A 14,154-nucleotide genomic window follows, 5' to 3' on the forward strand; every position below is an offset into this window, starting at 1 on the left:
ACCCACAACGACGAGGAGCGCTCTCATGGCCAACGAACGCCGCTACGGCAATCAAGATATGGACTGGCGCGACCGCGAGGACGACGGCTACATCGCCCGCCGCGGCTTCGGCAATCGCAGTGCAGGATACGACCGCGGATCCCGCTCCGACGAGGATTACGGCCGGCGCCGGGGCCACGATGTCCGGGAGCGCGATTTCGGGGATTCGGCCGGCTACGGCACCGGCGGATCGGCCCTCGACTGGCGCGACGTGGTCGGCGACGATCGGGGCGGCTATGAGAGGCCCTTCTTCGGCACCGACCGCCGCCGCGACCCGGATCAGTTCGGGCAGGATCGCTACGGCCGGGACCGCTCCGGATCGGAGAGCTTCGGGCGCGGCTCGCGCGACTACAACGAGGATCGCGGCTTTATCGAGCGGGCCGGCGACGAGGTCCGGTCCTGGTTCGGCGACGAGGATGCGGAACGTCGCCGCGACAGGGACATGCGCGAGGCCGAACAGCATCGCGGCCGCGGGCCGAAAGGCTATCAGCGCTCCGACGCCCGCATCACGGAGGACGTGAACGACCGCCTCACGGAAGATCCGCATATCGACGCCTCGGAGATCGAGGTGCGGGTGGAGGGCCGCGAGGTCACGCTCACCGGCACCGTGAACAGCCGCTTCGAGAAGCGCCATGCGGAAGATCTGGCCGAGTCCGTCTCCGGCGTCACCCATGTGCAGAACAACCTGCGCATCCAGCAGGCGGCCGATGCCGGCATTGCCGGCACCATGATGTCCGGCGCAGGTTCCGCAGGAGCCGGCAGCACCGGTGTGCCCGAGACCGCCGGAACAGGCACCGTCGGGTCGACCCGGCGGCGCACCGGCGGATCCTCGGGCAGCGGGACCTGACGGATTACGGCTCGCACGGCCGCCGGTTTACCAGGATGCGCTTCTCCCCTTGGGGACGAGGCGCATCTGTCGTACCAAGGCCTTTGCCTTTCCCTTAAAGCAGGCGCCCCCCATATGGGGGGCTGGGAAAGACGAGGACGCTCATGGCAGGTATTTCCGTCACGCTCGAAGGCGACAACATTCAGCTGGCATTCCAGAAGGGCGAGCAATCGACCGCCGTGGTCATGGACCCCCATGCCGCCCGCTCGCTGGTCAGGGCCGTGAGCCAGCTGCTCGCCGCTATCGGCGAGAGCAGCGAGGAAGGTGACGATATGCCGGAAGAAATGGTCGACGTGACATCCCAGACCATCGATGTCGGCATGGACGATCACGGCATGGCCGTGGTGGCCCTCCAGGCCGGCATGATGCCGCCCTTCCTGCTGCGCCTGAAGGATGACGAAGCCCGCCACATCGCCCAAAGCCTGCTCGAGATCCTCAACAGCCCGCGGGATGTCCGGGTCTCACACGGGGATCACTAGGCTTAACCAAGCCTCCTCGGCTTCCTGGCGATGCTGCAGGGCGTTCAATCGCCCGATCCCGGTACCCCGTTGCTGACCTTCGGCTCTTCCCGGCATTAAGCTTGGCCGGCACGGAACTTCGCTACGGCCATTCTGTTGTCGAACGCGGGGCATTCTCGGCCGCGCTTGGACAAGGCCATGGCAGTTCACGATCCCGATCTCGTCTCCGGTGGGCATCCGGGCGTTCCCATGATGAACGCCAAGGCGGAGCCGACCCTCAAATATCCGGAATCCGAAGCGTTCTATGCCGAGGCGCTCCGGGAGCTGAACCATCTCGGGCTGCCCTTCCTGCTCGCCGGCACCTACGCGCTGTCAGCCTACACGGGCATCACGCGCCCGACCAAGGATCTCGACATCTTCTGCAAGGCCGGCGACTACACCCGGGTCCTGTCGCATTTCAAAAGTATCGGATATTCCGTCGAGATCGAGGACGACCGCTGGCTCGGCAAAGTCTTCAAAGGCCAGTATTTCTTCGACGTGATCTTCGCCTCGTCCAACGGCACCATGCCGATCGGCGACCAATGGTTCGAGCGCGCACGCCAGATCGAGGTCTTCGGCTCTCCCGTGCGCATCGTCGGACCGACCGAGCTCGTCTGGTCGAAGTGCTTCATCCAGCTGCGCCACCGTTATGACGGCGCCGACGTGGCGCACACGATCCTCAAGGCCCACGACCAGATCGACTGGCACGCCTTGCTCGCCTACATGGAAGTGCATTGGGAGGTGCTGCTCATGCACCTGCTCAATTTCCGCTGGATCTACCCATCCGAGCGCGACAAGGTTCCGCGCTGGGTGATGGACGAGCTTCTCGACAGGCTTGCCAAACAGCTCGATCTTCCGCCGCCGCAGATGAAGGTCTGCCGCGGGCGGATGTTCTCCCGCATCGATTACGAGATCGATGTGAAGCAATGGGGCTTCGCCGATGTGGGCGGCGAAGGTGAATGGCGGAATGAGTGACGAACCACGGCAAACGATGAAGGTTGCTGCCATTGGCGACCTTCACGTTCGCGAAGACAATGCGGAATCCTACCGTGAACTCTTCGGAGAGATCTCCAGGGAAGCAGACGTCCTTGTCCTGGCCGGCGACCTCACGGATCTCGGCAAGCCGAAGGAAGCGGAGCTTCTCGCCCAGGATCTGAAAGCCTGCTCGATCCCGGTCGTTGGCGTGCTCGGCAATCACGATTACGAATGCGGCGCGCACGAAGAGGTCGCCCATATCCTGCGCGATGCCGGCCTGAAGCTGCTCGACGGACAATCCGTCGAGATCGACGGTGTCGGTTTCGTGGGCGTCAAGGGATTTGCCGGCGGCTTCGGGCGGCGCATGCTGGGCTATTTCGGCGAGCCGGCGATGAAGCAGTTCGTCAATGAAACGATGAACGAGACGCTGCGGCTCGAGAATGCCATGCGTCATGTTCGCGCCAAGCGTTCCATGGTCATTCTTCATTATGCGCCGATCGTCGAGACGATCGAAAGCGAACCGCTGGAGATCTATCCGTTTCTGGGGTCATCGCGGCTGGCTGAAACCATCGACCGCTTCAAAGTGAACGCCATTGTTCACGGCCACGCGCATCGCGGCCGCTTCGAGGGCCGCACGCCCGGCGGACAGCCGGTCTACAATGTCGCCAAGCATATCGAGAAGCCGACCGGTAGGCCCTACGCCATCATCGAAATATGAGCCGGCTCGCAAGAGGCGGCCGGCTCATGAGGCACATCCATCTTTCGCCTCAAAGCCGCGTTCCGGGGTCTGTCGGGTTGCCCGGCAGGTAATCCGGCTCGGAACCTGGCCCTTTCGGATCCATGATCCCAGGATCGTTGACGGGATAAGGCGTGCGAGGCCCCGTGGGACCGATATCCGGCTCCTCATCGGGAATGGAACCTGGCGGGACCTCGCTCGGGATATTGCCGCCGGGCACGGGATCGTTGGTCGGCACTCCTGGATTGACCATCGGTTCTTCCTCGTTTTTTCAAATCCGTGACTGGGTCAACAGGACCGCGCCGCCAGGGTTCCGACAAGCGCCTGACCGGAACCCCTCTCCGCTCCATCCGTTCTCAAGCAGATCCCCCGCAAACAATGGAGAATGTCATGCCTGACATCAAACAGGCCAAGATCCTCATCATGGCGACCGACGGCTTCGAGCAATCCGAGTTGATGGTGCCGCAGGAAAAGCTTTCGGATGCCGGCGCGACCGTTGAAGTCGCCGCTCCGAAATCGCGCATGAAATCCGGCAAGATCTATGGCTGGGACAAGTCGGATTGGGGCAAGACCGTGTCCGTCGACAAGGACATCGACGATGTGAACCCGGCCGATTACGATGCGCTCGTTCTGCCCGGCGGGCAGATCAATCCCGACAAGCTGCGCGCCGAGTCAAAAGCCATCGAGATCATCCGCGCCTTCTATTCCTCCGGCAAGACCGTTGCCGCCATCTGTCACGCGCCATGGCTTCTCATCGAAGCGGGCGTGATCAAGGGCAAGAAGTGCACGTCCTATCATTCGATCAAGACGGATGTGATCAATGCCGGCGGACAATGGCGCGACGAGACGGTCGTGACCGATCAGGGCCTCGTCACCAGCCGCAATCCCGGCGATCTCGATGCCTTCGTGAACAAGATCATCGAAGAGATCCGTGAGGGCTCCCATGCGGGTCGCCGCCAGGCGGCAGAGTAATCGTTGCGGCTCTTTGCGACACAAAAAAGCGGCCGGTGAAAACCGGCCGCTTTCGTATGCGATGTGGATGCTATTAAGCCTGCTGGATCGCGGAGATCTTCCAGGGACCGCCCTGATCGCGGCGGAACGTCCAGAGTTCCGTCGCCTCATCAATCTTGTTCGGATCGCCTTCCACCACGTTGCCGGTGGCCCTGTCCGTCATGACATCGGTGATGCCGAAGCGCATGGCGACAGTGGCGTAATCCGTGTTGCCCTCGCGCCAGGCCTCCGACAAATCGCCCTGGTTGAGGCGTACATTGGAGAGCTTGTTCACGACGCCGCGGGCCGCGTTATCGTTGAGTTCCTCCTGGATGTAGCCGGCCATCTCGGGGGTCGCCAGCGTCCAGAGCTTGGCGATGTCTTCCCGCGAATAGGCGTCCTGCATCTCGACGAGACCACGCTCGAAGGCCGCGTAATCCTTCTCGCCGATGCCGATCTCGTCACGCACGCCCGGACGGGCTTGCGCCTGCTGAGATCTGCCGCCAAGAGCACCCCCAAGGGCGCCACCCAGACCACCGCCCAGGCCGGATCCTAAGCCGCCGCCGAGGCCGCTGTTCATGGGCCGTCCGCCCGTCGGGGGTACGCTGCCGCCCATGGAGCGGGCATAGCCCTGGCCGGAGCCAGCATAGGCCGGCTGCTGCCGCCTGTTGCGGAACCATTTCATGGCGAAGGAGACCACCAGGACCACAAGGCCGATCTGGAGCAGAAGGCCGAAGATCGAGGCGAGACCGCCGAGGCCGCCGAAGAAGCCGTGGCCGAACAGCATGCCGAGCAGACCCGCGCCGAACAGGCCGGCCATCAGGCCCGTGCCGAAGCCGAAGCGCCGCGGCTGCGCCACGTTTGGAGCGGGCGCTCCTGGACGGGTCACGTTCGGACCTTGGTTCGGAATCTGCGAGCGCTGAAGCGGGGCCGCCGCTTCAGGGGCCGTCCGAGTCGCCGGCGGAGCCGTATAGGTGCGTGCACCGCGCGATCCGAAGCTGCCGCCTCCCCGCCCGACGCGAGCCTCCGCCGCGCTACCGGCGAGGACCAAGGCAGCCGCCAGGGCAACCATCACCCGACTGCGGCGAGAAGCAAATTTCATCATCGTCTTCGTCTCATCCCTTTGGAGCACGATGCTCTTACGGGATAATGTGGTGATGCCTTGAGGGTTGCGGAAGGGCTGAGCCGTCCGATTTTGGATGGATGCTGTCATCCCCGCCTTCGCGGGAATGACAGTGGCGATCCGAGGCCTAATGCCCCTGCTTGTGCTTCAAGTGATCGATCCGCTTCGAGGCCTCGGCCTTGTCGAGTTTGGGATCGAAAGCCTTCGGATCGTGGGCCTGCTCGGACAGGGTCTTCAGGTAGGAAGCCTGGGCGCCGGTCATCGGCTCGTCGCCGGAGACCCATTCATCCGGATCCTTGATCTGGTTGTCGGAAAAATCGGGATTGACCTTCGGATTACCTGCCTCTGCGGAAGCTTTATGGTTAACGGCAGAACGGCTTGTCGCTTTACCATTCGATGACATGCGGGACTCCTATTGTTCTGGTTTTGTTCTGAAACAAGAACACTCCCGCAGAGCGTTGGTTCCTCAAGGAAAGGCGGATTACTCCTGCCGATTATTCCCCGTTATCCACAGATTCTGTCCTCCACTCGCCGCCAAGCCTATGTTCGTGATATGTTCCATCGACACAATGCGGATGGATGGCGATGCGCAAACCGACGGGCCTCGAGCGGCTCTATGTCGACTTCGATTCCTTTTTCGCCAGCGCCGAGCAGCATCTCCAGCCGCATCTACGTGGCAAACCGGTCGGCGTGATTCCGGTCGATTCGGAGCATACGGGCCTTATCGCCGTCAGCCGGGAGGCGAAAACTCTGGGGCTCAAACGCGGCACCTTCGTGCGCGACGCCCGCAAGCAATGCCCCGGTCTCGTCCTCGTGATGGCGAGGCACGAAGTTTACGTCGAGCTGCACCGCGCGATCGTCGAAGCCATCGAGACGGTCCTTCCAGTGAAGGCGGTCTGCTCCATCGACGAGATGCTCTGCGCCCTCCTGCCCGCCGAGTGGCCCCAGGCGCTCAGGATCGGGCAGCGCGTCAAGGATGTCATCGCCCGCGACATCGGCCCGACCCTCACCTGCTCGGTCGGCCTCGGCCCGAACGATCTCCTGGCCAAGATCGCGGCCGAAATGGAAAAGCCCGACGGGCTGGTTGCGCTTCATCCGGACGACCTCCCGGGCCGCCTTCTCTCCCTGGACTTGACGGACATTCCCGGCATCGCCAGGGGCAACGCGGCGCGCCTCGCCCGTGCGGGCATTACTGACATGGCTGCGCTCTGGCGGCTCCAGCCGAAGGAACTGCGCAGGCTCTGGGGCAGCGTCGAGGGGGAGCGGCTCTGGATGGGGCTGCATGGCCATACGGTGGAACGCCCCGAGACTCGGCGGCGGATGTTCGGTCACGGGCGCGTCCTGCCCGCCGACTGGCGCTCCCTGAACGGCGCCTATGCGGCCGCACGCGTCCTCCTGGCCAAGGCCTCGGCCCGAATGCGCAGGGCGGGATTTTCGGCCCGGACGCTCGCCCTCTGGCTCACCGACAGGCACAGCGCCGGCTGGTATGGGGAAGAGCATTTCCAGCCAACCTGGGACGACCCGTCCCTGCTGGCGTCGTTGAGCCGCCTTTTCTTCCACGCGGAGCGGGAAGAGATGCATCGCAGTCGCAGCGTGCATGTCACTCTGCACGATCTGGTGCCGTTGGCCGAGATTGAGGAGGACTTGTTCGATGATATGCCGGAGGCGCAGCTCAAGCGCCGGATGGAGTACCTGTCCGTCATTGCCGACCAGCTTAACGTCGCCCACCGCAAGCCCCTTCTGCACTGGGGTCCGTGGGTGACGCTTCCCGGCGGCTATGCGGGGGCGAAGATCGCCTTCAACCGGATTCCGGACGCGGAGGATTTTTGAGGAGGTCTGTCGCTGACAGACACCCTCGTCATGGCCGTGGCGAGCACGGCCATCCACACCGTCTCCAAGGCTCTAAAACGGTCATGCCCGGCACAGGGCCGGGCATGACGTGGACTCGTATAGAAAGCGAGAAGTCTTACGCCGCCTTGCTCTTGGGCTGCACCTCGGCCGAGTAGTCATCCATCAGCACTTTGGTCATGTTGCCGGGCTGGAAGGTGTAGGGGCCGATCTCCGACACGGGGGTCACTTCCGCCGCCGTCCCGGTGATGAAACACTCGTTGAAGGATGGGAGCTCCTCCGGCATGATCCGGCGCTCCGCCACCTCGAAGCCGCGGCGCTTGGCGAGATCGATCACCGTGCGGCGGGTGATGCCGTCAAGGAAGCAATCGGCGATCGGCGTGTGGACCACGCCGTCGCGGATGAAGAACACGTTGGCGCCCGTGCACTCGGCCACGCGGCCCTGCCAGTCGAGCATGAGCGCGTCGGCATAGCCCTTCCGTTCCGCCTTATGCTTGGAGATGGTGCAGATCATGTAGAGACCCGCCGCCTTCGCCGCCGATGGAGCCGTGGCCGGATCGGGACGGCGGTATTCCGCCATGTCGATGCGGATGCCCTTCATCTTCTGGGCCGGGTCGAAATAGCTCGGCCATTCCCAGGAGGCGATGGCGAGGTGAATCTTGTTGTCCTGCGCCGCGACGCCCATCATCTCCGAGCCGCGCCAGGCGACCGGACGCAGATAGGCGTCCTTCTGCCCATTCTTTTCCAGCACCATTCGCTTGGCCGCGTCGATCTCGGCCACAGTGTAGGGGATCTCGAAATCGAGGATCTGGGCCGATTTCTTGAGGCGCTCGGAGTGCTCCGCCGACTTGAAGATCTCGCCGCCATAGGCGCGCTCGCCTTCGAACACCGAGGATCCGTAATGCAGCCCGTGCGAGAGGACATGGAGCTTGGCATCTTTCCAAGGTACGATCTGCCCGTCGTACCAGATCCATCCATCACGTTGATCGAAGGGGGTCGCGGACATCGTTTTTTCTCCTTGCATGCCGACCTTTGTGGCAACCGGGGCCGTGTAATTTCCGGTTCGCTTCAGGGCGATTTCAATTTCATTCATTTCGCAGAAGCGGCTTGACGAGTAACAATCGTCCTGAGATATGTCAACAAGGCTGACATAAAAAATGGGAACAGGATGGTACCAGACGCAATTCCGGCTTTGAAATCTCAGCAACCCGGCAAGGATATCCTGACCGAGCAGCCGGCCTATGACCTCATCGAATTGTTCTTCTTCGCCTATCGCGACTTCGTCAGCGATCCCGACAGGATCCTGGACGAATATGGCTTCGGGCGGGCCCATCATCGGGTCCTGCACTTCGTCAGCCGCCAGCCGGGCCTGACGATTGCGGAACTCCTGGATATCCTGAGGATCACGAAACAGAGCCTCAACCGGGTCCTGAAGGAACTCATCGAGAAGGATTTCATCGAGAGCCGGATGGGCACCTCCGACCGGCGCCAGCGGCTGCTCTTTGCCACTGCCAAAGGTCACGATTTGGCCTTGAAGCTCGCCAAGCTGCAGACCCGCCGCATCATGCGGGCCCTGTCCGAGATGGAGCCCGAGGCGAAGGATACGGTCAGCCGCTACCTTCTGCGCCTCATCGATCCGGACGACAGCGCCCATGTGAAGCAGCTCGTATTCGGGCCTCAGAAAACCTGATAAGCAGGGCCCGACAAAGCAGCTTTAAGCCCGATGGATGCACGCATCGACATTCCCGACCATGCCCCGCACGTCCTCGTGGTCGATGACGATCGCCGACTGCGCGAGCTGCTGGCCCGCTTTCTCACCGAGAACGGCTACCGGGTGACGGCCGCGGCCAGTGCGGCCGAAGCGCGGGCGAAGGCAGGAAATTTCGTCTTCGATGCCCTCGTGCTCGACGTGATGATGCCGGGCGAAACCGGGTTCGAATATGCCCGCAGCCTGCGTGAGCATTCGCAGGTGCCGATCCTGATGCTCACGGCGCGGGCCGATGCGTCCGACCGGGTGACGGGCCTGGAAATCGGCGCGGACGACTACCTGCCAAAGCCCTTCGAGCCGCGCGAGCTGCTGCTGCGCCTCGGCAACATCCTCAAGCGTGCTCTGCCCGTGCCGGGCGCGCCGAGCGCCGACGTGCCGGAGATCATCCATTTCGGCCCCTTCTCGTATCGCTTCGACCGCGGCGAGCTGCGGCGCGGGGATGAGGTGGTGCGCATCACGGAACGGGAGCGCGAGATCCTGACGATCCTCGGCAGTCATGCCGGTGACAACGTTCCGCGTGAGGCGCTCGCCGGCAACGGCATTGCCGCCAACGAGCGCACAGTCGACGTTCAGATCAACCGGCTGCGCCGCAAGATCGAGATCGACCCCGCCAACCCGAACTTTCTCCAGACCGTGCGCGGCATCGGCTATCGCCTCGTGATCGATCGATGAAGATCGGAGCGACCCTACGCTATTCGCCCCTCGACCATGTCGCGCGCTGGTTCGGCCGCTTCCTGCCGAAAGGGCTTTACGCCCGCGCGCTCATCATCATCATCGCGCCCGTCATTCTGCTGCAATCCGTCGTCGCCTACGTGTTCATGGAGCGACACTATCAGCTCGTCACGCGGCGCCTGTCCTCGGCGGTCACGGCGGATATCGCGGCGCTCATCGACATCTATGAGAGCTATCCGCAGGACAAGGATGCCAGCACGCTCGCGCGCATCGCATCGGAACGCCTGCAGCTCGATGTGGACATCCTGCGCAACACCGATCTTCCGCCGCCCGGCCCAAAGCCCTTCTTCGACATTCTCGACGAGACCCTGACCGACGAGTTGCGGCGCCAGATCGACCGTCCGTACTGGATCGATACGGTCGGACGTTCGAGCTATGTGGAAGTGCGCATCAAGCTCGATCAGAACGACGTCATGCGCATCCTTGCGCGACGCAGCCAGGCCTATGCCTCCAATTCGCATATCTTCCTCGTATGGATGGGAGGCTCGTCCTTCGTGCTGCTTGGCATCGCGATCCTGTTCCTGCGCAACCAGATCAGGCCGATCCTGCGGCTTGCGGAAGCCGCCGAAGCATTGGGCAAGGGCCGCGAGATCGAGTTCCGTCCGCGCGGCGCGCGCGAGGTGCGCCAGGCCGGTCACGCGTTCATGGAAATGAAGCGGCGCATCGAGCGCAACATCGAACAGCGCACCACCATGCTGAACGGCGTCAGCCACGACCTGCGCACCATTCTCACACGCTTCAAGCTCTCGCTCGTCTTCCTGGGCCAGACGCCGGAGGTCGACGACCTCAAGCGAGATGTGGACGAGATGAGCCGCATGCTCGAAGGCTATCTCGCCTTCGCGCGCGGCGAGGGCGGCGATGCGGGCGAGCAGGCGGTCGCAACCGATCTGCGTCAACTTCTCGAAGAGGTGCAGTCCGATGCCGAGCGCCAAGGCCATGTGACGGAACTCGACATCATCGGCGACCCGATGATCACGGTGCGGCCCGACGCCTTCCGTCGCCTGCTGTTCAATCTGGTCGGCAATGCCGCACGACACGGCGACCGGATCGAGATCACTGCCAATCATGAAACGCGATGGCTCGTTCTGCATGTGGACGATGACGGGCCGGGCATCCCGGCCGACATGCGCGAGGAAGTCTTCAAGCCATTCGTCCGGCTGGACGAAGCGCGCAATCAGGACGAGGGCGGATCGGGCCTGGGCCTTGCTATCGCCCGTGACGTCGCGCGCTCCCACGGCGGCGACATCGTGCTCGGAGAAAGCCCGCTCGGCGGCTTGCGCGCAACGGTGCGGCTGCCGGCGTAGGCCCCTTCACGCATGGCGCCATCTCGGGCTCTGCTCCGCAGCCTCGGAATACATCCGTGTTGGAACTAATAAAGACGTCCGCCCACTGGCACGTCGCGATCCGGACGGATCAGCATGACGTCGCCATTGGCATCCGGCACGCCTAGCGTCAGAACCTCCGACATGAACGGCCCGATCTGGCGCGGCGGAAAGTTCACCACCGCCATCACGAGCGATCCGACGAGATCCTCCGGTGAATGGTTCACCGTGATCTGTGCCGAAGAGCGCTTGATGCCGATCTCGGGCCCGAAATCGAGAGTGAGCTTGAACGCCGGTTTGCGCGCCTGTGGGAACGGCTCCACGGCAACGATCCGGCCGACTCGAATGTCGACCTTCAGGAAATCGTCGAACGTGATCGGCGCGGTTGTCGGACTCACCTGATCCATTCTTGCCCCTTGATCTCGTGTCAGATGGCCGCCGCGGGATTCTGCGTATCGCCGTTGCCTTCACCGGTGCGGCGCGTCTCCGAGCGGGTTGATCGGCGACCCTGCATCAAGGCCCGTCCGACCGCGCGCAGGGGTGCGCTCAGGCGGCGCAGGTCCTCGGCGCCTTCCAGGATGCGCTCGGCACGGCGCAGTTCGCGGTCGAGCCGCGCCATGGTCTTGGCGAGCGTCGGATCATCGTCGTCGAGCCATGTGCGCATGGTGTTGGCATAGACCAGAACCGCGCCCTGGAGCTTCAGCTTTCCGAGCGGCCCTTCGGTGTTGATGCCGGCAGCGGCGAGCATGAAGCGCTGGGAATTGAGCGACACCTGATTGAGAGCGGCAAGCGATACAGGATCGTATTGCAGATCCTGGAAAATCCGCCGTAGAGCCTGCTTATGGGGTTGCAACGCATCGAAGCGGCGCATCAGCACATCGAAGATGCGCTCGCGCGCGGGCTCCCCTGCGAGGTCGTCGGTCGTTCCCTCCAGCACCTGCCGGTCGATCTGGCGCGAGAGCGCGCCCAGTACGGCGCCCTTCGAGGGAAAGAGATCGCGGAACTCGGCAAGGGACACATTGGCGGCCTTCGCGATATCGCCGATCTCGATCTCATTCCAGGACCGCCGTGCGGCGAGATCCATGAGCGCCTCGAGGATGGCCTTGCGCTTATCCGTGGGAACGTCAGCGGTCACGATCGATCTCCTGAGAATATGCCGTTGAAGCTTAATCTAGGGGCTGATCGAACCAAGCCCAAGGCTCAGCCCGCGAGTTCCTCCGCACGCCGCTTGGCAGCCGCCACGGCCTCGCGCATGAGCGCCTTCAGTCCGTTCGGCTCGGCCATGAGGACTTCGAGCGCGGCTGCCGTGGTGCCGCCGGGAGAGGTGACGTTCTGCCGGAGCGTGGCGGGCGGCAGATCGCTCCGGAACAGGAGTTCCCCCGCGCCGGTCACCGTGGCTCGCGCAAGGCGCTGCGCCAGTTCCGGCGGAAGGCCGGCAGCCGTTCCGGCGTCAGTGAGGCATTCCACCAGATGGAACACATAGGCTGGGCCGGATCCCGACACGGCCGTGACCGCATCGATCAGGTCCTCGGAAGGCAGCCATTCGACGATGCCGTTGCTGCTCAAAAGCGCATCGGCGGTCAGGCGCTGCGTCTCGCTCACCTTCTCGTTACCGGCAGCTCCGGTCGCCCCTCGCCCGATGCTGGCGGGAAGGTTCGGCATGGCGCGCACGATGGCGCTGGAAGCGGGAAGCCTAGAGCGCAGATCGCCGATGGTCTTGCCGGCAAGAATGGAGATGATGAGGGTCTTCGGCCCGAGATACCCGTTCAGAGCGGGGGCTACCTCGTCGAGCATCTGCGGCTTGATGGCCAATATCAGCACATCCGCGGCAGCAGGATCGGCAGGATTCAAGGAGATGCCGTTCGTCTGGCAGAACTGCGCCATCTCCTCCGACGGGCGCGGATCGAGAACGGTCACGCCCTCAGGCTTCATGCCGACCTTGAGCCAGCCCTCCAGCATGGAGCCGCCCATCTTGCCGGCGCCGACGAGAATGAGAGATGACGGCAGATGGGAAGCGTTCGACGACATGGGCTTAACCTGACGGAATGAATGCGGGAGGCCGCACTCTATTCATGCCCGCCCTGCCCTGTCGAGGCAGGTTTAAGCCTCGCCCTCTGTTTCGAACAGGACAGAGTCGAGAGCCTCGCGGGCGGACTTGCCGGCCCAGATCACGAACTGGAACGCTTGGAAATACCGCTCGCAGGCTTCGACCGCGACCCGCAGCATGGTTTCGCATTGTCCGTCGGTCGGATCAGCTCCGCCCGCCAGCAGCAGGGCATGGCGGAACATCACCACGTTTTCCGTGCTCCACAGGTCGAAATGCCCGACCCAGAGCTGCTCGTTGACGGAGGCGATGAGCAGAAGCACCTCCTGCCGCCGCCGCTCGGGGACCTTGAGGTCGAAGGCGCAGGCCATATGCATGGCCTCCACGTCTTCGATCCAGGTGAAGGCGACATCGTAATCCGCCCAGCGGCCTGCCACCGAAATGGACATCTCATCCGCTTCAGCCCGGTCGAAGATCCAGTGCCGCAGGGAAGCGAGGCGCTCGACCACATCGAGAGGATGTTCCGAGCGATCGATTTCAAGATGAATCTGCGACATGTCGATCCTGGACGCTCACTTGCCTGAATATGGTAAACATATCCGGCAACACCATTGCGTTGATCCGGGCACTATTCGAAAGAAGTACTCAGAATACCTTCGATATTCGGAGGTCCCGCCGTCGTCGCCTCGAATCAGCTTATGAATCGACAGTGTTAGATTTCGGCCTTTGTCACAATGCGCCCGATTCACCTGTCCACAACAGGAGACCCGCGCCGGGCGCAGATCGGATTCCCGCTCGGTTCAAGGGGTCGCAGGGTTCACGCCAGCGCTGGAAGCCAGTTTCGCCTCGAGGTCCTTCACCCGGACCTGGAGCCGCTCGTTCTCCTCGCGGGCTGCCGTCACCATCTCGCGCAGAACCTCGACCTCCTCGCGGGTGGCGACGTCCATATCCTTGATCAGGCGCTCGAACTGGCTGCGGACCACGCTCTCGACCTCTTTCCGGACACCCTGCGCCGCTCCCGCGGCATCGGTGGCGAAGCGGGCGAGTTCATCGAAGATCCGGTTGGACGATTGAGTCATGGGTGCAAATCCGCAGCGTTCGACGGGCTTTTGAAGCCCTGGAACGTCACACATGGGCACATTCGCCGCAAACTGCAACAGGGTTGACGATCCGGTCCCGGCGGGTCCAATGGCG

General features: G+C 63.3%; 18 protein-coding genes. 9 read left to right on the forward strand and 9 right to left on the reverse strand.

What is annotated here, in order from left to right:
- The first annotated feature begins 25 nt into the window (after window positions 1–25).
- The 4 genes from ACD578_RS14905 to ACD578_RS14920 all read left to right on the forward strand — a co-directional run bounded on the left by ACD578_RS14905 (window position 26) and on the right by ACD578_RS14920 (window position 3,115).
- On the forward strand, window positions 26–886 hold the full coding sequence (locus tag ACD578_RS14905; RefSeq protein WP_404286163.1) for a BON domain-containing protein: 861 nt from the start codon (window positions 26–28) through the stop codon (window positions 884–886).
- Between the two features lie 143 nt (window positions 887–1,029).
- Window positions 1,030–1,404 carry a hypothetical protein gene (locus ACD578_RS14910; protein ID WP_152710520.1) on the forward strand — a complete coding sequence of 125 codons (375 nt, stop codon included), beginning with the start codon at window positions 1,030–1,032 and terminating at the stop codon, window positions 1,402–1,404.
- 177 nt (window positions 1,405–1,581) lie between these two features.
- Entirely contained in the window at window positions 1,582–2,397 is an 816-nt protein-coding gene (locus ACD578_RS14915; RefSeq protein WP_244627021.1) for a nucleotidyltransferase family protein, read from the forward strand.
- The gene (locus ACD578_RS14920; RefSeq protein ID WP_404286165.1) at window positions 2,390–3,115 is read left to right on the forward strand and encodes a metallophosphoesterase; all 726 of its coding nucleotides are present in this window, start codon (window positions 2,390–2,392) and stop codon (window positions 3,113–3,115) included. The genes ACD578_RS14915 and ACD578_RS14920 overlap by 8 nt, the downstream gene beginning before the upstream one ends.
- Before the next feature lie 49 nt (window positions 3,116–3,164).
- On the opposite strand, the gene ACD578_RS14925 is transcribed toward ACD578_RS14920, so the two are convergent.
- Window positions 3,165–3,386, reverse strand: coding sequence for a hypothetical protein (locus ACD578_RS14925; protein ID WP_152710516.1), 222 nt, complete (start codon window positions 3,384–3,386; stop codon window positions 3,165–3,167).
- Between the two features lie 137 nt (window positions 3,387–3,523).
- Here ACD578_RS14925 and ACD578_RS14930 point away from each other — a divergent pair, with 137 nt between their 5' ends.
- Window positions 3,524–4,105: a type 1 glutamine amidotransferase domain-containing protein gene (locus ACD578_RS14930; RefSeq protein WP_404286167.1), complete on the forward strand. Its 582-nt coding sequence runs from the start codon at window positions 3,524–3,526 to the stop codon at window positions 4,103–4,105.
- A gap of 73 nt (window positions 4,106–4,178) precedes the next feature.
- On the opposite strand, the gene ACD578_RS14935 is transcribed toward ACD578_RS14930, so the two are convergent.
- A complete protein-coding gene (locus ACD578_RS14935; RefSeq protein WP_404293880.1) occupies window positions 4,179–5,228 on the reverse strand; it encodes a Tim44 domain-containing protein in 1,050 nt (349 codons plus the stop codon).
- A 145-nt stretch (window positions 5,229–5,373) separates the two neighbouring features.
- Window positions 5,374–5,649, reverse strand: coding sequence for a DUF3072 domain-containing protein (locus ACD578_RS14940; RefSeq protein WP_152710511.1), 276 nt, complete (start codon window positions 5,647–5,649; stop codon window positions 5,374–5,376).
- Between the two features lie 182 nt (window positions 5,650–5,831).
- On the opposite strand from ACD578_RS14940, the gene ACD578_RS14945 reads away from it, so the two are divergent.
- The gene (locus tag ACD578_RS14945) at window positions 5,832–7,076 is read left to right on the forward strand and encodes a Y-family DNA polymerase (protein ID WP_404286169.1); all 1,245 of its coding nucleotides are present in this window, start codon (window positions 5,832–5,834) and stop codon (window positions 7,074–7,076) included.
- A 136-nt stretch (window positions 7,077–7,212) separates the two neighbouring features.
- On the opposite strand, the gene ACD578_RS14950 is transcribed toward ACD578_RS14945, so the two are convergent.
- Window positions 7,213–8,100 carry a branched-chain amino acid aminotransferase gene (locus ACD578_RS14950; RefSeq protein ID WP_404286171.1) on the reverse strand — a complete coding sequence of 296 codons (888 nt, stop codon included), beginning with the start codon at window positions 8,098–8,100 and terminating at the stop codon, window positions 7,213–7,215.
- Window positions 8,101–8,262: 162 nt separating this feature from the next.
- On the opposite strand from ACD578_RS14950, the gene ACD578_RS14955 reads away from it, so the two are divergent.
- The 3 genes from ACD578_RS14955 to ACD578_RS14965 are packed head-to-tail and all read left to right on the forward strand — an operon-like array spanning window position 8,263 to window position 10,898.
- On the forward strand, window positions 8,263–8,784 hold the full coding sequence (locus tag ACD578_RS14955) for a MarR family winged helix-turn-helix transcriptional regulator (protein ID WP_404286173.1): 522 nt from the start codon (window positions 8,263–8,265) through the stop codon (window positions 8,782–8,784).
- 33 nt (window positions 8,785–8,817) lie between these two features.
- Complete coding sequence (locus ACD578_RS14960; RefSeq protein WP_404286175.1) at window positions 8,818–9,534, forward strand: response regulator; 717 nt, start codon at window positions 8,818–8,820, stop codon at window positions 9,532–9,534.
- On the forward strand, window positions 9,531–10,898 hold the full coding sequence (locus tag ACD578_RS14965; protein WP_152710501.1) for an ATP-binding protein: 1,368 nt from the start codon (window positions 9,531–9,533) through the stop codon (window positions 10,896–10,898). The genes ACD578_RS14960 and ACD578_RS14965 overlap by 4 nt, the downstream gene beginning before the upstream one ends.
- 65 nt (window positions 10,899–10,963) lie before the next feature.
- Here ACD578_RS14965 and ACD578_RS14970 read toward each other — a convergent pair whose 3' ends face one another.
- From ACD578_RS14970 to ACD578_RS14990, 5 genes are all read right to left on the reverse strand, one after another.
- Window positions 10,964–11,323 (reverse strand): tRNA-binding protein, encoded by a 360-nt coding sequence (locus tag ACD578_RS14970; RefSeq protein WP_404286177.1) that lies wholly within the window; start codon window positions 11,321–11,323, stop codon window positions 10,964–10,966.
- A 20-nt stretch (window positions 11,324–11,343) separates the two neighbouring features.
- A complete protein-coding gene (locus ACD578_RS14975) occupies window positions 11,344–12,000 on the reverse strand; it encodes a TetR/AcrR family transcriptional regulator (RefSeq protein ID WP_404293883.1) in 657 nt (218 codons plus the stop codon).
- 116 nt (window positions 12,001–12,116) lie between these two features.
- Window positions 12,117–12,944, reverse strand: coding sequence for a pyrroline-5-carboxylate reductase (gene proC, locus ACD578_RS14980; RefSeq protein WP_404286179.1), 828 nt, complete (start codon window positions 12,942–12,944; stop codon window positions 12,117–12,119).
- Window positions 12,945–13,016: 72 nt separating this feature from the next.
- Window positions 13,017–13,517, reverse strand: a complete 501-nt coding sequence (locus tag ACD578_RS14985; RefSeq protein ID WP_404286181.1) for a YbjN domain-containing protein — start codon at window positions 13,515–13,517, stop codon at window positions 13,017–13,019.
- A 243-nt stretch (window positions 13,518–13,760) separates the two neighbouring features.
- The gene (locus ACD578_RS14990) at window positions 13,761–14,039 is read right to left on the reverse strand and encodes an accessory factor UbiK family protein (protein ID WP_152710494.1); all 279 of its coding nucleotides are present in this window, start codon (window positions 14,037–14,039) and stop codon (window positions 13,761–13,763) included.
- Window positions 14,040–14,154 lie beyond the last annotated feature (115 nt).

The sequence above is a fragment of the Microvirga sp. RSM25 genome, assembly GCF_044784385.1.
Classification (GTDB): Bacteria; Pseudomonadota; Alphaproteobacteria; order Rhizobiales; family Beijerinckiaceae; genus Microvirga; species Microvirga tunisiensis.

Bases quoted from the DNA above. Each gene is read 5' to 3' on its own strand.
- ACD578_RS14920 (WP_404286165.1), top strand. From the start codon at position 2,390: ATGAGTGACGAACCACGGCAAACGATGAAGGTTGCTGCCATTGGCGAC.
- ACD578_RS14955 (WP_404286173.1), top strand. From the start codon at position 8,263: ATGGTACCAGACGCAATTCCGGCTTTGAAATCTCAGCAACCCGGCAAG.
- ACD578_RS14910 (WP_152710520.1), top strand. From the start codon at position 1,030: ATGGCAGGTATTTCCGTCACGCTCGAAGGCGACAACATTCAGCTGGCA.
- proC (WP_404286179.1), bottom strand. From the start codon at position 12,944: ATGTCGTCGAACGCTTCCCATCTGCCGTCATCTCTCATTCTCGTCGGC.
- ACD578_RS14990 (WP_152710494.1), bottom strand. From the start codon at position 14,039: ATGACTCAATCGTCCAACCGGATCTTCGATGAACTCGCCCGCTTCGCC.
- ACD578_RS14950 (WP_404286171.1), bottom strand. From the start codon at position 8,100: ATGTCCGCGACCCCCTTCGATCAACGTGATGGATGGATCTGGTACGAC.
- ACD578_RS14965 (WP_152710501.1), top strand. From the start codon at position 9,531: ATGAAGATCGGAGCGACCCTACGCTATTCGCCCCTCGACCATGTCGCG.
- ACD578_RS14985 (WP_404286181.1), bottom strand. From the start codon at position 13,517: ATGTCGCAGATTCATCTTGAAATCGATCGCTCGGAACATCCTCTCGAT.
- ACD578_RS14945 (WP_404286169.1), top strand. From the start codon at position 5,832: ATGCGCAAACCGACGGGCCTCGAGCGGCTCTATGTCGACTTCGATTCC.
- ACD578_RS14960 (WP_404286175.1), top strand. From the start codon at position 8,818: ATGGATGCACGCATCGACATTCCCGACCATGCCCCGCACGTCCTCGTG.
- ACD578_RS14940 (WP_152710511.1), bottom strand. From the start codon at position 5,649: ATGTCATCGAATGGTAAAGCGACAAGCCGTTCTGCCGTTAACCATAAA.
- ACD578_RS14905 (WP_404286163.1), top strand. From the start codon at position 26: ATGGCCAACGAACGCCGCTACGGCAATCAAGATATGGACTGGCGCGAC.
- ACD578_RS14930 (WP_404286167.1), top strand. From the start codon at position 3,524: ATGCCTGACATCAAACAGGCCAAGATCCTCATCATGGCGACCGACGGC.
- ACD578_RS14915 (WP_244627021.1), top strand. From the start codon at position 1,582: ATGGCAGTTCACGATCCCGATCTCGTCTCCGGTGGGCATCCGGGCGTT.
- ACD578_RS14970 (WP_404286177.1), bottom strand. From the start codon at position 11,323: ATGGATCAGGTGAGTCCGACAACCGCGCCGATCACGTTCGACGATTTC.
- ACD578_RS14925 (WP_152710516.1), bottom strand. From the start codon at position 3,386: ATGGTCAATCCAGGAGTGCCGACCAACGATCCCGTGCCCGGCGGCAAT.
- ACD578_RS14935 (WP_404293880.1), bottom strand. From the start codon at position 5,228: ATGATGAAATTTGCTTCTCGCCGCAGTCGGGTGATGGTTGCCCTGGCG.
- ACD578_RS14975 (WP_404293883.1), bottom strand. From the start codon at position 12,000: ATGGATCTCGCCGCACGGCGGTCCTGGAATGAGATCGAGATCGGCGAT.